15 protein-coding genes are annotated in these 15,041 nt (G+C 74.6%); 10 read left to right on the top strand and 5 right to left on the bottom strand.

Annotation, left to right across the window (positions count from 1 at the left end; all coding sequences use genetic code 11):
- Window positions 1-29: 29 nt before the first annotated feature.
- The 5 genes from J2S46_RS40505 (at window position 30) to J2S46_RS40485 (ending at window position 4,253) form a co-directional block, all read left to right on the top strand.
- Window positions 30-803 (top strand): ArsR/SmtB family transcription factor, encoded by a 774-nt coding sequence (locus tag J2S46_RS40505; protein ID WP_191293941.1) that lies wholly within the window; start codon window positions 30-32, stop codon window positions 801-803.
- Entirely contained in the window at window positions 800-1,537 is a 738-nt protein-coding gene (locus tag J2S46_RS40500) for an SRPBCC family protein (RefSeq protein WP_191293931.1), read from the top strand. Before J2S46_RS40505 ends, J2S46_RS40500 begins: the two co-directional genes overlap by 4 nt.
- Window positions 1,538-1,676: 139 nt before the next feature.
- Entirely contained in the window at window positions 1,677-2,249 is a 573-nt protein-coding gene (locus J2S46_RS40495; protein WP_191293930.1) for a dihydrofolate reductase family protein, read from the top strand.
- Between the two features lie 241 nt (window positions 2,250-2,490).
- Entirely contained in the window at window positions 2,491-3,288 is a 798-nt protein-coding gene (locus tag J2S46_RS40490; protein WP_191293940.1) for a VOC family protein, read from the top strand.
- A gap of 581 nt (window positions 3,289-3,869) precedes the next feature.
- Window positions 3,870-4,253, top strand: coding sequence for a VOC family protein (locus J2S46_RS40485; protein ID WP_191293929.1), 384 nt, complete (start codon window positions 3,870-3,872; stop codon window positions 4,251-4,253).
- Window positions 4,254-4,298: 45 nt separating this feature from the next.
- On the opposite strand, the gene J2S46_RS40480 is transcribed toward J2S46_RS40485, so the two are convergent.
- Window positions 4,299-4,739: a nuclear transport factor 2 family protein gene (locus J2S46_RS40480; protein WP_191293928.1), complete on the bottom strand. Its 441-nt coding sequence runs from the start codon at window positions 4,737-4,739 to the stop codon at window positions 4,299-4,301.
- Window positions 4,740-4,862: 123 nt separating this feature from the next.
- Here J2S46_RS40480 and J2S46_RS40475 point away from each other — a divergent pair, with 123 nt between their 5' ends.
- Together J2S46_RS40475 and J2S46_RS40470 are read left to right on the top strand one after the other, a co-directional pair.
- A complete protein-coding gene (locus J2S46_RS40475) occupies window positions 4,863-5,435 on the top strand; it encodes a TetR/AcrR family transcriptional regulator (RefSeq protein WP_191293927.1) in 573 nt (190 codons plus the stop codon).
- A gap of 374 nt (window positions 5,436-5,809) precedes the next feature.
- A complete protein-coding gene (locus J2S46_RS40470; RefSeq protein WP_191293926.1) occupies window positions 5,810-6,781 on the top strand; it encodes a quinone oxidoreductase family protein in 972 nt (323 codons plus the stop codon).
- Between the two features lie 79 nt (window positions 6,782-6,860).
- On the opposite strand, the gene J2S46_RS40465 is transcribed toward J2S46_RS40470, so the two are convergent.
- From J2S46_RS40465 to J2S46_RS40450, 4 genes are all read right to left on the bottom strand, one after another.
- A complete protein-coding gene (locus J2S46_RS40465) occupies window positions 6,861-7,268 on the bottom strand; it encodes a GFA family protein (RefSeq protein WP_191293925.1) in 408 nt (135 codons plus the stop codon).
- A gap of 440 nt (window positions 7,269-7,708) precedes the next feature.
- Window positions 7,709-8,425, bottom strand: a complete 717-nt coding sequence (locus J2S46_RS40460; protein ID WP_191293924.1) for an NADPH-dependent F420 reductase — start codon at window positions 8,423-8,425, stop codon at window positions 7,709-7,711.
- 246 nt (window positions 8,426-8,671) lie between these two features.
- Window positions 8,672-9,856 carry an acyl-CoA dehydrogenase family protein gene (locus J2S46_RS40455; RefSeq protein WP_191293923.1) on the bottom strand — a complete coding sequence of 395 codons (1,185 nt, stop codon included), beginning with the start codon at window positions 9,854-9,856 and terminating at the stop codon, window positions 8,672-8,674.
- Between the two features lie 389 nt (window positions 9,857-10,245).
- Window positions 10,246-11,193: an alpha/beta fold hydrolase gene (locus J2S46_RS40450; protein WP_191293922.1), complete on the bottom strand. Its 948-nt coding sequence runs from the start codon at window positions 11,191-11,193 to the stop codon at window positions 10,246-10,248.
- 772 nt (window positions 11,194-11,965) lie between these two features.
- Between J2S46_RS40450 and J2S46_RS40445 the strand changes: the two genes are divergently transcribed.
- The 3 genes from J2S46_RS40445 to J2S46_RS40435 all read left to right on the top strand — a co-directional run bounded on the left by J2S46_RS40445 (window position 11,966) and on the right by J2S46_RS40435 (window position 14,699).
- The gene (locus J2S46_RS40445; RefSeq protein WP_191293921.1) at window positions 11,966-12,412 is read left to right on the top strand and encodes an SRPBCC domain-containing protein; all 447 of its coding nucleotides are present in this window, start codon (window positions 11,966-11,968) and stop codon (window positions 12,410-12,412) included.
- Window positions 12,409-12,762, top strand: a complete 354-nt coding sequence (locus tag J2S46_RS40440; protein WP_073925854.1) for an ArsR/SmtB family transcription factor — start codon at window positions 12,409-12,411, stop codon at window positions 12,760-12,762. Before J2S46_RS40445 ends, J2S46_RS40440 begins: the two co-directional genes overlap by 4 nt.
- Window positions 12,763-13,280: 518 nt before the next feature.
- Window positions 13,281-14,699: an MFS transporter gene (locus J2S46_RS40435; RefSeq protein ID WP_191293920.1), complete on the top strand. Its 1,419-nt coding sequence runs from the start codon at window positions 13,281-13,283 to the stop codon at window positions 14,697-14,699.
- Window positions 14,700-15,041 lie beyond the last annotated feature (342 nt).

Below are 15,041 nucleotides of genomic sequence, written 5' to 3'. Positions count from 1 at the left end.
AATATTTTTGTCGGTTGGATCCTGGAACGGTGCTGGACATCGCCGTGATCGAAGAACCCGCCGCGGCCGAGGCCTCCCTGGACCCGATACGGTCCGGGATCCTCGCCGCCCTGGCCGAGCCCGGCTCGGCCACCATGCTGGCCGCCCGCCTGGGCCTGCCCCGGCAGAAGGTCAACTACCACCTGAAGGAGCTGGAGCGGCACGGGCTGGTCGAGCTCGCCGAGGAGCGCCGCAAGGGCAACGTCACCGAGCGGGTGTACCGCGCCACCGCCGCCTCCTACGTCATCTCCCCGATCGTGCTGGGCGCCGTCAGCCCCGACCCCGCCCGCTCGCCCGACCAGCTCTCGGCCCGCTGGCTGCTCGCCCTGGGCTCGCGGCTGGTCCAGGAGGTCGGGCAACTGCTGACCGGCGCCGCGCGGGCCGGGCAGCGGGTCGCCTCCTTCGGCATCGACGCCGAGGTCCGCTTCGCCTCCGCGGCCGACCGGGCGGCCTTCGCCGAGGAACTCGCCCGGAGCGTGGCGGCCCTGGTCGGCCGCTACCACGACGAGAGCACCCCGGCCGGCCGCACCCACCGGGTGGTCGTCGGCCTCCACCAGGTCCCCACCACCGCCCCCCGGGGACCGTCCGCCGATGCCGCCGCTGCCGCCGGAGCGACCCCGCCCGCAGCACCTGCGCCCGCACCACCTGCGCCCGCGCCACCGGCGTCCGCACCGACCCCGCCCGCACCGACCCCGCCCGCACCGACCCCGCCCGTACCGCCGGCGCCCGCACAGCCCGGAACCGGACAGGAGAACCGACGATGACGCACCCGTTCGAGATCGAGCTGGAGACGACCCTGCCGGCGAGCCCGGAACAGGTCTGGGAGGCGATCGCCACCGGACCGGGCATCGACTCCTGGTTCATGGGCCGCAACGAGGTGGAGCCCCGCGAGGGCGGGAGCGCCGCCATGGAGACCGGCGGCCGGCGGGCCGAGGCCCTGATCACCGCCTACGAACCCGGCAAGCGCTTCGCCACCCGCACACCCACCGCCGAGGACGGCCGGTTCATGGCCTTCGAATACCTCCTCGAAGGACGCGACGGCGCCGCCACCGTCCTGCGCGTCGTCCACAGCGGCCTGCTCGGCGACGACTGGCAGGACGAGTACGACGCGCTGCGCCGCGGCTGGCCCTTCCACCTGGGCACGCTGCGCCAGTACCTGACGCACTTCCCCGGACGCACCGCCGTCCCGGTCTTCGCCGCGGCGCCGACCGGCCCGCGCCCGCCCGGGGACGTCCGGGCGGCCCTCGCCCGCGAACTGTCGCTGTCCCTGCCGGTGGCCGTCGGCGCGCGGGCGCACGCCGAGCCGGCGGGCCTGCCGCCGCTGGACGGCGAGGTGGTCTGGGCGGACGACGAGCGGTTCGAGATCCGCACCGCCGACGGCCTCTACACCTTCCACCAGGGCCCCGGCATCGCCCTGACCTTCCACCACCTCTTCCGGACCGGCACCGAGGGGGCCGAGGACGCCTGGCAGCGGTGGCTGACCGGACTCCTCGCCTGACCGCGCTGCCCGCAGCACGGCCTGCAGCACGGCCCACCCGACCGGCACTTCACGACGCGGCACTTCACGACGCGGCACTTCACGACGCGGCACTTCACGACGCGGCACTCCACGTCACGACAGAGCGAAGGAAACCCCGATGCGCACCCTCATCAGCACCGCTTTCATCTCCCTCGACGGCGTCATGGAGGCGCCCGGCGGCGAGCCCGGCTACCGCAACTCCGGATGGACCTTCAAGGAGGTCGAGTTCCTGCCCGAGGCCTTCGAGATCAAGGAGCGCGAGCAGCGGGAGTCCGCCGCGATCCTGCTGGGCCGCACCAGCTACGAGGCCTTCAGCCCGGTCTGGCCCGACATGCCGGAGTTCGCCCGGTACAAGACGCTGCCCAAGTACGTCGTCTCCACCACCCTCACCGAGGACGGGCTGGCCGCGAACTGGGGCGAGAGCACCATCCTGCGCTCGCTCGACGAGGTCGCCGCCCTCAAGGAGGGCGACGGCGGCCCGATCATCGTCCACGGCAGCGCAACGCTGAACCACGGCCTCTCGGACGCCGGCCTGATCGACCGCTACCACCTCCTCGTCTTCCCGCTGCTGCTCGGCGCCGGCAAGCGGCTGTTCAGCACCACGGACAAGGACACCCAGAAGCTGAAGCTCGTCGAGCACGAGGTCTACCCCAACGGCCTCCAGAAGCAGGTCCTCGACGTGGTCCGCTGACCCGTGACCCGCCGCCCGCCCGTCCACCCACCGGCCCGGCCCGCCCGCGTGCCGACCGTCGCCGGACGTCGCCGGACGTCGCCGGACGGGCCGGCCGGCCGGCGGGTGCCGGGGGCCGCCGGTCGGGTGCCGGGGCCGGATTCAGCCATCCGGCCCGATTCGGCCGCTGGGAGCCGGGTATGGACGCAACCGCCCGTCCCCTCATCGGTAAGCGATCGCCCCGGAGGCATCCGTGCCCGACATGAACGGCCCCTACAAGCCCGGCACCCCCTGTTGGATCGACCTGATGGTCCCCGACCAGCAGGCCGCCCTCGACTTCTACCGCGACCTGTTCGGCTGGCAGGGGGAGATCGGCCCGCCGGAGACCGGCGGCTACTCCGTCTGCACCCTCAAGGGCAAGCCGGTGGCCGGGATCATGCGCGCCTCCAACCCCGACGGTTCCACCCCCGACCCGATGCCGCCGACGGTGTGGACGACGTACCTGTCCACCGACGGCATCGACGCCACCGCCAAGAGCGTCACGGACGCGGGCGGCAGCGTCATGATGGGCCCGATGGACGTCATGGACCTCGGGCGGATGGCCGTCGTCACCGACCCGACCGGCGCCGTCGTCGGCCTCTGGCAGCCCGGCACCTTCGCCGGGGCGGGCATCGTCAACGAGCACGGCGCGCTGACCTGGAACGAGCTGAACACCGGCGACACCGGGGCCGCCGCCGCGTTCTACGCGGCCGTGCTGCCGATCACCACCGCCCCCACGCAGCTGCCCGGCGCCGAGGGGTACACGGAGTTCAAGGTCGCCGACCGTGCGGTCGCCGGGATGATGGACCTCTCCGCCCTGCCGCCCGGGGTGCCGCCGCACTGGCTGGCGTACTTCAGCGTCGACGACGTCGACAGCGTCCAGGACGCCGCGGTGCGGGCCGGCGGCAGCGTCATGGCCCCCGCCTTCGACATGCCGGCCGGGCGGATGGCGATCCTCGCCGACCCGCAGGGCGGCACCTTCGCGGTGATCACCGCGGCCGGACCGGCGCAGCCCTCCTGAGCACCGACGGCCCGCCGCCCCGGCCCGTCGCCCCGGCCCGCCGGCCGGGGCGGCGGGCCGTCCACACCGCAGCCGACGTCCCCGCCGCCGCCGACGGTCCTCCCGCCGCGTATGGTCCGACCCGCGGCCTCCCGGGCCGTCCGCGCCGCGCGGGTCAGGCCCCGGCAGGCCGCCGGCCGACCTCCACCGCCGGGGTGAAGGCCGCCTCGAACGTCGTCCGCGACAGGCCGGTGAACCGATGAAGGCGCCGCCGAAGGCCGGCTCCACCGCCCACCACCCCCAGCGGTCGCGCTCGATCGCGGCGCGGATCCGGCCGGCCGGGGCGTCACCGGCCGACCGGTCCAGGGGCGCCGGAAGATGCGCCATGACCTCGGGGTCGGCGTTCGGAGCCGCGAACGGCCCCGCGTCGGACGGCCGCCAGGACCGCAGCACCGGACGGGGCGTGCGCAGCTCCACCGGCCGCGGGAACTCCACCGGACCTCCCGAGTCCCGAGCGGCAGAGAACACCGTCCCAACCCTGGCACGGCGGCCGGGGCCCGACGGTCCGTCAGCCACGGGTGAGGCCTCCGTACACTGACGGTGTGGCATGCCGAATCAGTGAGCTGGTCATCGACTGCGCCGACCCCGAGGGGCTCGCCGCGTTCTGGAGCGAGGTCCTCGGGTACCGGGAACTGGGTCGGGAGGACGACGGGAGCATCGAGATCGGGCCGCCCGACGCCGGTTTCGGCGGCGCGCAGCCCACCCTCGTCCTCAGCCCCGGCGGCGACCCGCGCACCGGCAAGCTCCGGCTGCACATCGACGTCAGCGCCACCGACCGGGACCAGGACGCCGAGCTGGAGCGGCTGCTCGCGCTCGGCGCGCGGCCCGTCGACGTCGGGCAGAGCGGCGCCGAGGGCTGGCACGTGCTGGCCGACCCGGAGGGCAACGAGTTCTGCCTCCTGCGGGCCCGGATCCGCCCCCTCTGACCGCCCGCGCGGGCCCGCCCGGCCCGGGCGCGCCGGCAGGCCCCGCTACTCGCCCTCCAGCGCCGCCACCAGCTGCGGCAGGTTGCCGCCGGCCACGGCGAGGGCCACGTGGTCGTGGTAGTCCCGGCTGTGGACGATCAGGCCGTCGCGGACCCGCAGCACCTGGATGTTGGCGGCCTCGAAGGTCCGTCCGCTCACCCGGTGGTGCACCCGGTAGTCCCACTCGGCGACCACCACCTCCGGGTCGTCGGTCTCCCGCACCACCACGTTCTCGGCGGCCAAATCCAGCGGCGAGTGCGCGGAGACCTCCGCGAACCGCGCCCGCAGGACGGCCCGTCCCTCGATGCGGCGCGGCCCCACCGGCTGGAAGACGGTCTCCACCACGGCGTCCTCGGCATAGAGTTCGGCCAGCTCCGTGAACCGCCCCGCGGTGATGCCCGCGAGCAGCTCCAGGAAGACCTCGCGCGACGACAGGGTTTCGGACATGATCAACCTCCGACGGGATCATCGCCAGAACCGGACCGGCGACTCCGGTAAGCACGATACGGACTGGCTGATCCGGTTGTCCAGAACGGCTGTTCAGCCGCCGACGGCGAAGGGGAAATCAGGATGACCGCCGCCCGACCACGCCCGCTGCGCGCCGACGCTGCCCGCAACCGGGCCAGGCTGCTGGACATCGCCACCCGGGAGTTCACCACCCGGGGCCCGGCCGTCACCACCGAGGAGATCGCCCGGGCCGCCGGGGTCGGGGTCGGCACGCTCTTCCGGCACTTCCCCACCAAGGAGGCGCTGCTGGAGGCGGTGATGGTGCGCCGGCTGGAGACGGTGGCGGCCCGCACCGCGCAACTGGCCGCCGAATCCGGGCCCGCCGAGGCCTTCTTCGACTGCTTCCGCCTGGTGGTCGAGCAGTCCGCCGGCAAGGACGAGTTCACCCGGGCCCTCGCCGCGGCCGGGATGGACGCGCACTCGGCCCTGCGGGAGTCGAGCGAGGTGATCAAGGAACGCCTCACCGGACTGCTGGCCGGGGCGCAGCGGGCCGGAGCGGTCCGCCCCGACCTGGGCCTGCCCGAGCTGATCGCCCTGCTGACCGGCACGACCAAGGCGGTGGAACAGCTCGGGGCCGACCCGGCGGCCCGGGAGCGGATCCTCGAGATCGTCCTCGACGGCCTGCGGCCCCGCTGACCGGGCGCCCGGCCCCCTGCCCCGCGGGCGGGTTCCGCGCCGGGCACCCCCGTACGCGGGCGGGCACCCCCTACGCGGCGGGATGCTCCCGTACGTGCCGCAATGCCGGCGCCGGCACCCGGAACGGCGACATCCCTTCGTGCACGTTCTCCGACGGTTCGTCACCGCGACCACCGCTCCGTCCTGCGCTGCGGCGGGAAGGGGACGCCTTTGTGGGGGCGGTGGGGGCCGTCTGCTGGAAGTGATCGCTGGGGCCCGGGATCTGGGCATCTGCGCACATCCGCAATTTGCCTCGGGTGGGGGGCAATTCCAAAGAAGTTGGGCCACGGAGCGGTGTTTACATTCGAGGCACGACTTCCGGAGGGAACAGGTAGATGCGTGCTGTTGTGGTGAACGGGACCGGCGGTCCCGGGGCGTTGGTGTCGACCGGACGGGACGTCCCGGTCCCAGGGCCCGGCGAGGTACTGCTCGATGTGGCGGCGATCGGCGTGAATTATCACGACGTCTACGAGCGGAGCGGCCTGTATCCGCGACCGGTGCCGTTCGTCCCCGGACTGGAATGCGCGGGGGTGGTGTCGGCACTGGGGCCCGGCGTCGAGGGCGTCGCGGTGGGGGACCTGGTCGTCACCATGGAGGTGTCGGCACCCGGCGCCTACGCGGAGCAGGTCGTCGTGCCGGCCGAGCGTGTCGTGGCGGTGCCCGCCGGGGTGAGCGCCGAGCAGGCGGCAGGGGTGTTCCTGCAGGGGCTGGCCGTCCACTACCTGACGCGCGACAGCCACCCGGTGCGCGCGGGCGAGACCGCCCTGGTGCACGCGGCGGCGGGGGGCGTGGGCCTGCTGCTGACCCAGGTGCTGCGCCTGCTGGGCGCCCGCGTCATCGGGACGGTCTCCAACGCGGCCAAGGAGGAGGCGGTCCGCAAGGCGGGCGCGCAGGAGGTCATCCGCTACACGGAGGTCGACTTCGTCGCCGAGGTGGCCCGGCTGACCCAGGGCCGCGGCGTGGACGTGGTCTACGACGGGGTCGGGGTGGCGACGTTCGACGGGAGCGTGGCGTCCCTGCGCATCGGGGGCACCCTGGCGCTCTACGGGCAGCCCAGCGGCGTCGTCCCGCCGCTGGACATGGGCCCCGGCGCGCGGGGTTCGATCCGGCTGATCCGCCCGACCCTGCCGGACTTCATCACCACCCGCGAGGAGCTGGTCACCCGCGCCCAGGAGGTGTTCTCCTGGGTCCGCACCGACGGCGTGACCGTCCCGATCGGGGCCACCTACCCGCTGGCGGAGGCGGCCACCGCGCACGCCGACCTCGAAGAGCGCCGCTCGATCGGCAAGCTGCTGCTGATCCCCTGACGCGGGAGCGCCCCACCGGCTGCGCCGCGCCCGGCCCCCGCCGGGGCAGCGGCCCGTGCGGGCGCGGCCCGCGCCCGGGTCAGGAGGCGGCGGGGTCCTTGTGGGGCACCTGCGGGAGCCAGCTGACCGCGTCGTCGCGGAAGTGCTGGTTCTCGGGGACGAGCGTGAGCTCGTCGAGGCTCATGAGGGTGACGAAGACCGCCTCCGACCCGTCGTCCAGGGCGCACATGCGGGCCCCGCAGGTGGGACAGAACCCGCGTCCGGCGCCGGGGAACTCGGCGTACCAGGTGGGCTCGCCGCCCTCGCCGTCCCAGCTGAAGCCCTTCAGGGGGAATCCCACCCAGGTCATCATCGGGCCGCCGGAGAGCTTCCGGCAGTGGGCGCAGCTGCACACGTGGGGGTAGAACGGCGCGCCGGCGGCGGTGAACCTGATCCTCCCGCAGAGGCAGCCGCCGGTGTGGGTCTGCTGCTGGTCGGTGTCGCTCATCGGTGTGTCCCCCCGGGACCTGGCTCGGTTGTGTGCCCAGCAATATGTCATGCGCCCGGCGGGCGCACCACCGCGGCTCGCGGGCCGTGGTGGCGCCCGCCGCACGGGCCGGCCCCGCGGGCGGCCCGTGGACGGCCCCGTGGCCGGGGCGCTCGGGGAGTTCGGGCCGGGCGGGACAACCGCCGTGCCCGGTGCGGTTCTTGGGGGTCCGGAGGGCCGGGGCCCGGCGGGCCGGGGACGTGCCGGGGGTGTGCGGGGCGGAGCGGGGGCGCGGAGCGGGCCGGCCGGCGGCCGGCGGTCGCGGTGCGCCGCGTTCACCCGTTCGTGGCCCGCCGTCATCTGCCGGCGCCGCCCGTCGGTCGCCCGTCGGTCGCCCGTCCGCCGTGCCGCGTATCCGCCCTGATCTCCCGTCAGGGCGGATGCGCGGGGCGGCGCGGGGGTCAGAAGGTGCGCTCGGCGACCCGAACGCGCTTGACGTCCTGGAGGGCGGTGCGCAGCGAGGCCAGGGGGAAGGGGGCGCCAGGGGCCTCGAAGCGGTCCTCGAAGGCGGTGTTCTGGTCGGCCATGTAGAGCCAGGTGTAGGCGGTGGTCTCGGGCTCGAAGCGCCAGCTGTCCGCGAGGCGGCCGGTGTCGAGGGTGTCGAAGCCGATCCGGTCGACGAGGTCCGCCGCCGCGGTGGTGGCCGCGGCGTGGTCGCCGGCGATGGGCAGGGCGGTGCGGTCGGGGGCGCCGGAGGGGCGGGCGAGCTGGGTGATGTGGTGGGCGAGGATGTTGCCGAACGCCTTCACCAGGTGCGCGCCCTCCAGGTGCTGCTGGACCAGTTCGCTGGTGGTCAGCTTCTCGGAGTCGAGCTCGGGGATCCGGCCGTCGCGGATCGGGTAGTAGTTGCTGGTGTCGAGCACGGTGTGGCCGCGCAGCGGCGCGGCCGGGACGGTGCGGTAGGCGAGGATCGGGACGGCGAGCACGATGAGGTCCGCGTCCTGGGCGATCTGCTCGACGGTGCCGGCGCCGGCCAGGGGGCCGAGTTCGGTGACGAGTGCGGTGAGGGTCTCGGGGCCGCGGGAGTTGGCGATCGCGACCTTGATGTCCGCCGCGACCGCGAGCTTCGCGATCGCCGTACCCATGCTTCCGCTGCCGATGATTCCAAGGGTGGGCATGTCTCGTTTCCTTTTCGTGGGTGGGGACTTGTGATCAGTGGGTGCGGGCGGCCGGGGCGGTGCCCGCGGGCCGGGCGCCGGTGTTCGGCGCCCGGGGTCCGGGTGTGCGCGGGTGCGCGGGGGAGCGGTCGGGGCCACCGGCCGGCGGCCGCCCCGCGGGGCGGCCGCCTCCCGGGCGCCGCCGTGCCGCTTCCGGGGAGGGAGGCGGGGGCGGGGTCCGGGTGCCGGGGTCCGGCCGACCGGGGGTCAGATGTAGTAGGTGTTGGGCTCCAGCCCGCACAGGACGCGGCCGTAGGTCTCGGCGTTGACGTCGGGGTTCATCATGGCGTGCAGGTTGAAGGTCTGGAGGTCGCCGACCATGCGCTGCAGCGGGACCTTGGTGTAGGCGGAGGAGCCGCCGCTGGAGCCGGCCAGGATCTGCGCGGCCTCCAGGGTGAGGCGGGCGGCGGCGCCCTCGTCGGCGCGGCTGCGGGCGCGTTCGGTCATCTCCCAGGTGTCGCCGGAGGCGCACTTGGCGTCGACGAGGGCGGCCAGGCGCTGGGCGTGGAACTGGGCCTCGTCGATCTTCATGGCGGCTTCGGCGACCCGCAGGTGGGTGACCGGGGCCTCGCTCTGGCTGGGGTACTCGGTGTAGGCGATCTTGCGTCCGGGCAGCCGCTCGAAGAAGGCGTCCTGGACGGCCTGGGCCAGGCCGACGCAGACGCCCACGGTGGTGGCGGCGCCGACCACGATGAACGGCGCGCGGTACATCGGGGTGTCGGCGTTGAGCTTGGAGACGGACTGGCCGCCGAGGACCGCGGGGGCGGGCAGGACGCGCTCCTGGGGGATGAACACGTCCTTGGCGGTGGTGGTGACGCTGCCGGTGCCGCGCAGGCCGCTGGTGTGCCAGTCGTCGACGATCTCCAGCTCCGCCATCGGGACGGGGGCCATCACGGGGTAGGGCTGCCCGGCCGGGTCGAGGAAGATCGCCGCGCTCTGCTGCCACTGGCTGCTCAGGGCGCCGCTGATGAACGGCCAGGAGCCGTTGACCAGGATGCCGCCGGGGACGGGGACGGCCGTCGCGGTGCCGGGGCCGATGGTGGCGCAGACCCGCACGTCGGGGTCGGCGAACACCTCGTCCTGGACCTCGTCGGGGAACAGGCCCAGGCCCCAGCCGGCGATCAGGGAGCTGGCCAGCACCCAGCCGGCGGACCCGTCGGCGCGGGCGACCTCGGTGACCACGTCGACCATGGTCCGTGCGTCGGCCTCGTACCCGCCGTAGCGCAGCGGGATCCGCATCCGGAACAGGCCGGCCCCGCTCAGGGCCTGGACCGTCTCCTCGTGCAGCCGGCGGTTCTCCGCCGACCACGCGGCGTGGGAGCGCAGCACGGGCGCGATCTCCGCCACCCGCAGCAGTAGTTCGTCCCGGGACGGGACGGCGAAAGTGGACATGCCTTCTCCTTGGCTGGATCTACCGGATCTGTCGGAATCCCCTGAGCGCGGGGCCTGCACCGCCCCGCCGGGCACCTCGCCCGCGCCGCCCGGCGCGCGCCGCCCGGACTCCGGGGGCGTGCCCGCCCGCCGCCCGGTGCGGGCGCCCGGGAGCGGACGCGGGCATGCCGCGTCGGCGGCCGGTGGTGGCCGGGGTCGGTGCGGGGGTTCGGGCGGGCACGGGTGGGCGCGGTGCGCGCCCGTGTGCGGGCGTCCGGTCCGGGGCGGGGTGTCCCGGGCCGCGCCGCCGCGGTGATGCCGCCGCCGGCCGGTGCGTCACCGCCGTCGCCGCCGGTGGCGGCGGGCGGGTCCGTCCGGCGCGGGGGCCTGGGCGGGGCCGGCCGGGCGGGTCAGACGAAGAACGCGTTGAACTCGTCGATCACGGCCTGCGGTGCCTCTTCGACGAAGTAGTGGCCCGCGTCGGGGACCACGACGATCCGCACGTCGCCGGCCTGGGTGGGCAGGGTGGCCTGCATCTGGGCGGCGAAGAGGCCGTCGGCGAGGTTGGAGACCAGGCCGAGCACCGGGGCGCCGATCTTGCCGTAGGTGCCGAGGTCCACGATGTCCTGGCCGAAGGTCTGGTACCAGCCGTTGCCGCCGCGGATCCCGTCCGCGGTGTCGTAGGCGCGGGTGTAGACGGCGCGGGCCTGCTCGTCGACGGCGCCGCGGTCCAGCAGGAACCCGTCGAAGACCCAGTCGACCAGGTGGCGGGCGCGCCCGGCGAGCAGCTGCTCGGGCAGGCCGGCGACCGAGTTGAAGGCGAACCACCACGGGTGGAAGGGCATGCCCGGCGCCGGGAGCATCGGGATCTGGTAGAGCGAGGCGTCCGGGTGCAGCACGTCCAGCAGCGCGACCTTGCGGACGGCCTGCGGGTGGTTGGCCGCGAAGCTGAAGGCGACCTGCGAGCCCACGTCGTGGCCGGCGATGTCGACCTGGTCGTAGCCCAGCGCGCGGATGAACCCGTGGACGACGCCGGCCATCGTCTTCTTGTCGTAGCCGGTGGCGGGCTTGTCCGAGCCGCCCATGCCGGGCAGGTCCAGCACGATCACCCGGCGCCCGGCCTCGGCGAGCGCGGGCATCACCTTGCGGAACTCCCACCAGGTCTGCGGCCAGCCGGGCAGCAGCACCAGCGGCCTGCCCTCCCCGCCGGCGACGTAGTGCAGGCGCAGGCCCTCCACGGTGATGTGGTCGCTGCGGAAGTCCCCGGCCAGCGACTGCGCGAGCTCGGCGTCGGTGGGGACGGCCGCGCCCGTTGCCGGCGTGCCCTCCTCGGGCGTGTTCGTGGTCACTGTTCCCATTCCTCTTTCCTGGCGGCCGGGACATGTCTGCCGAGCCGTGCTCCGATTCGGTGCCCCGGGGATCTGTCCCGGGACGGCCGCGGGTGAACCGCCTTGTCACACCGTGACCATGAGCCATCATCAGTGGCTCTGACATCCGGGCACCTCTTCCATCGTGCTCTCCTTTTCCGTCCCCGCGGCGTGTACCGGCGCCGCCTCGCGCGCACCGGAGGCGAGCAATCCGGAAGTAGTCGCCCGCCTCGCCGCGGCCCGCATACTCACCGTGTGCCGGGCCGGGACCGGCGCCGGGCGGGCCGGGGTGGGCACCGCGCGGCAGCCGCCCGGCCCGGCACGACACGCCCGCCGTACCAGGACGTCCGGGTCTCCGGGCGTCCGGGATCCGGTCAGGGATCCGGTTCGGGATCCGTCCGTCGGGGCGACGGAGCGGGCACCGGGGGCGGCCGGGCGGGCCGGGCGGGCGGGAGGGGGCGGGGCGCGCCGTAGGGCGGACGGGCCCCGCCGCTTCCGCCCGCCCCGCTTCGTGCTGCCCGCGCCCGGCGCCGCGGGGTGCGGAAGGGGCCGGAGGGCGGGCGCGGAGCAGGGGCGGAGGGGGCGGGGCAGGACGGTGCGGGGGAGGTGGCGGCGCGGAGGCGGGGGCGCGGACGGCGGCCGGGAACCGGTGGCCGGACGGCCGGGATCTCACCCGATCGGGGTGCAACTCTCTGGTTGCGAATGGAGGGGGGACGTGCAACCATGAGGGTGCATTCAATGGCCGTAGCGAAGGAGTCCCCTTATGAGCGCGGAACTGATCGAACGCGAGACCCTCATCGAGGCCCCCCTGGAGCGGGTCTGGTCGCTGGTGGCCCAGCCCGGCTTCTGGGTGGCCGACGAGGCCAGCCTGGCCGGCACCGTGGCCAAGGAGGGCGAGTCGATGGTGGCGAAGAACGCCGAGTACGGCTCGTTCCCGGTGCGGGTGGAGAAGGTCCAGCCGCCGACCTACGTCGCCTACCGCTGGGCCAGCGCCTTCCCCGGCGAGGAACTGCGCGAGGACAACAGCACCCTGGTGGAGTTCACGCTGATCCCCGAGGGCGCCAGCACCCGCCTGCGCGTCGTCGAGAGCGGCTTCGGCCAGCTGGCCGCCTCCGAGGAGGTGCGCGAGAAGGCGCTGAACGACAACTCCGGCGGCTGGCCGCAGGTGCTGGGCGCCTTCAAGAAGCGCGTCGAGGAAACGTCCGTGTGACGGAAGAACGCCCCGGCTCCGTCGCGGCGGTCGACAGCGTCCTCGCGGCGCTGGCCGATCCGACACGACGTCAGCTGCTCGACCTGCTCGCCGCCCAGGGCCAGGTCACCGCGACGACGCTGGCCGAACGGCTGCCCGTCTCGCGCCAGGCGGTGGTCAAGCACCTCGCCGTCCTGGACGCGGCCGGACTGGTCGCCGGCAACCGGGTCGGCCGCGAGGTGCGGTACGCGGTGCGGCCCGCGGCGCTGGACACCACGGCGCGGTGGATGTCCGCGCTGGCCGCCGACTGGGACCACCGGCTGGCGGACGTCAAACGCGTCGCCGAGGCGGCCGAACGCGACTCCCGGTAGAGCTCGGCCGAAGGTTCCCGCCGTGGCGCGCGGCGGGAACCGGCCCCGGCCGGGACACCCCGGGCCCGCCGCCCGGGCGGCCCGACCGGCCGGCTCCACCCGCACGTCGTACCGGCCGACTCCCCTGCAGGACAGCCGCACTGCACCAACCACGGCCGGCGGATCGGCCACCGGTGCGCCGGAGATCCGACCGCCGGGGATCCGACCGCCGGAGACAGCGCCACCGTACGCACAGCGATCTGACGCAACGTCACCGTACGGGCAAGCGTTCCGGCCCCGGGTGCGCCCCCGCCCCGCCCGCCCCCGCCCCGCCCGCCCCACCCCCGTTCGCCCCGCCCCGCCCCCGTACCGCCCGTCACCGCCGCGGGCCGCCGCGGCCGCCGTCCCGCTGCCCGCCCGGCCCGGACGCGGTGCCCGCGGGCACCCGCAGGAACGACGCCGCAGGGCGGCCCGTCCGTCCGCCCGTCCGGCGCGCCGGCCGCCGGCGGCACCGGAGCCTTGAAGAAGGGAACCGTCCCATGACCACCGACACCGCCCCGACCCCACGCATCACCAGCAGGGAACGGTTAATCCTCTTCCTCCTGCTCGGCGCCGGGTTCATGCTGTCCGTCGACTTCTCCATCCTCAACGTCGCGCTGCCGAAGGTCGGCGAGGGTGTCGGACTGGGACTGACCGGACTGCCCTGGATCGCCTCCGCGTTCGCGCTGCCCGCGGCCGGCTTCACCCTGCTGTTCGGCCGCCTGGGAGACCTGTTCGGGCGCCGCAGGATGTTCCTGTCCGGGGCGGCCCTGCTGACCGGGGCCTCCTTCCTCGGCGGGTTCGCCTCCAACCCCCAGATGCTGCTGACCGCCCGCGTCCTGCAGGGCTTCGCCACCGCGATGGCCACCCCCGCCTCGCTCGCCCTGCTCACCAGCACCTTCGCCGAGGGCGCGGTCCGCGACCGCATCCTCGGCCTCAACGGCGCGCTGCTCTCCGCCGGCTTCACCGTCGGCGCGCTGGTCGGCGGCTCCCTGGTCAGCCTGTTCAGCTGGCGGGCCGCGTTCTTCATCAACATCCCCGTGGCGCTGGTCATCCTGGTGGTCACCCCCTACGTGATCAGCGAGAGCACCCTGCCCGAGCGGGTCAAGCTCGACGTGCCGGGCGCCGTGACCGCCAGCGGCGGTCTGCTGGCCGTGGTCTACTCCGTCATCGAGAGCAGCATCCCCGCCGCCGTCGTCGGCGTCCTGCTGCTGGGCGCGTTCTGGGCCATCGAACTGCGCTCGCCGGCGCCCCTCGCCCCCGTGCGCATCCTCAAGCGCCCCACCGTCAAGTGGGGCAACTACGCCGGGCTCGTGGTCTTCAGCATGGAGACCGCCATGATCTTCCTGATGACGCTCTACCTGCAGAACGTGCTGGGCTTCTCCCCGCTCGTCACCGGCCTCATCTTCGGCGTCCCGGGCCTGGCGGCCGTGGGCGCCGGCGTGGTCGCCGGACGCTCCATCGGGCGCTACGGCAGCCGCAAGGTGCTGGCCGTCGGCATGATCGTGCAGGGCCTGGCCACCCTTCCGCTGGTCTTCGTCGGCGACGCCCGGATCGCGCTCGCCGTGCTGATCCCCGCGCTGTTCATCGGCTTCTTCGGGCACGTCACCTCCATCGTGGCGTACACGGTCACCGGCACCTCCGGCCTGCCCAACGAGGAGCAGGGCCTGGCCACCGGCCTGACCTCGATGACCCAGCAGGTGGCCATCACCGTCGGCATCCCGATCCTCAGCTCGATCGCCGCCACGCAGAGCGCCGAACTGACCGGCATCCACCTCGCCCTGAGCGTCAACGTCGCGGTGACCCTCGTCAGCGTGGCCTTCATCTGGTTCGGCCTGCGCCCGCGCCCCGAGACCGAGGTGGTACCGGTGGCGGTGGCCGACGGGACCGGCGGGGAACTCGCCGCCTCCCTGGACTGACCCCCGCACCCCAAGGGCCCGCACCCCGGCCCTGCCCACATCACGGACACCCCGTGCGTCCCGGCCGGCACCGGCCCCGACGCACGGGGTGTCCGCCGTCGTGCCCGGCGAGGTGGTCCCGCTGGGGCGCCCGGGCAGGGGCGTCCGGGCGGGCCGGCCGGGACCGCGGGAGGGGGGGAGCCCGGGTCCCGGCCGTGGGAGGCTCCGGCCGCACGGGGGGGAGCGGCCGGGCTGCTCGGCAGCCCGTCGGTGGGGATGGTGGGGCTGCCGTGCCGGGAATGCTAGACCCGCGCGAGCCCGACGAAAAGGCCTGTGACCAGGCGATATTCGGGCGCGGACATG

Source organism: Kitasatospora herbaricolor, from assembly GCF_030813695.1.
Lineage (GTDB): Bacteria > Actinomycetota > Actinomycetes > Streptomycetales > Streptomycetaceae > Kitasatospora > Kitasatospora herbaricolor.
Note: the sequence above shows the minus strand (reverse complement) of the source record. Positions and strands in the feature narration are given on the sequence as shown.

Bases quoted from the DNA above. Each gene is read 5' to 3' on its own strand.
- J2S46_RS40495 (WP_191293930.1), top strand. From the start codon at position 1,677: ATGCGCACCCTCATCAGCACCGCTTTCATCTCCCTCGACGGCGTCATG.
- J2S46_RS40465 (WP_191293925.1), bottom strand. From the start codon at position 7,268: ATGAGCGACACCGACCAGCAGCAGACCCACACCGGCGGCTGCCTCTGC.
- J2S46_RS40475 (WP_191293927.1), top strand. From the start codon at position 4,863: ATGACCGCCGCCCGACCACGCCCGCTGCGCGCCGACGCTGCCCGCAAC.
- J2S46_RS40490 (WP_191293940.1), top strand. From the start codon at position 2,491: ATGAACGGCCCCTACAAGCCCGGCACCCCCTGTTGGATCGACCTGATG.
- J2S46_RS40450 (WP_191293922.1), bottom strand. From the start codon at position 11,193: ATGGGAACAGTGACCACGAACACGCCCGAGGAGGGCACGCCGGCAACG.
- J2S46_RS40470 (WP_191293926.1), top strand. From the start codon at position 5,810: ATGCGTGCTGTTGTGGTGAACGGGACCGGCGGTCCCGGGGCGTTGGTG.
- J2S46_RS40480 (WP_191293928.1), bottom strand. From the start codon at position 4,739: ATGTCCGAAACCCTGTCGTCGCGCGAGGTCTTCCTGGAGCTGCTCGCG.
- J2S46_RS40460 (WP_191293924.1), bottom strand. From the start codon at position 8,425: ATGCCCACCCTTGGAATCATCGGCAGCGGAAGCATGGGTACGGCGATC.
- J2S46_RS40435 (WP_191293920.1), top strand. From the start codon at position 13,281: ATGACCACCGACACCGCCCCGACCCCACGCATCACCAGCAGGGAACGG.
- J2S46_RS40500 (WP_191293931.1), top strand. From the start codon at position 800: ATGACGCACCCGTTCGAGATCGAGCTGGAGACGACCCTGCCGGCGAGC.
- J2S46_RS40455 (WP_191293923.1), bottom strand. From the start codon at position 9,856: ATGTCCACTTTCGCCGTCCCGTCCCGGGACGAACTACTGCTGCGGGTG.
- J2S46_RS40445 (WP_191293921.1), top strand. From the start codon at position 11,966: ATGAGCGCGGAACTGATCGAACGCGAGACCCTCATCGAGGCCCCCCTG.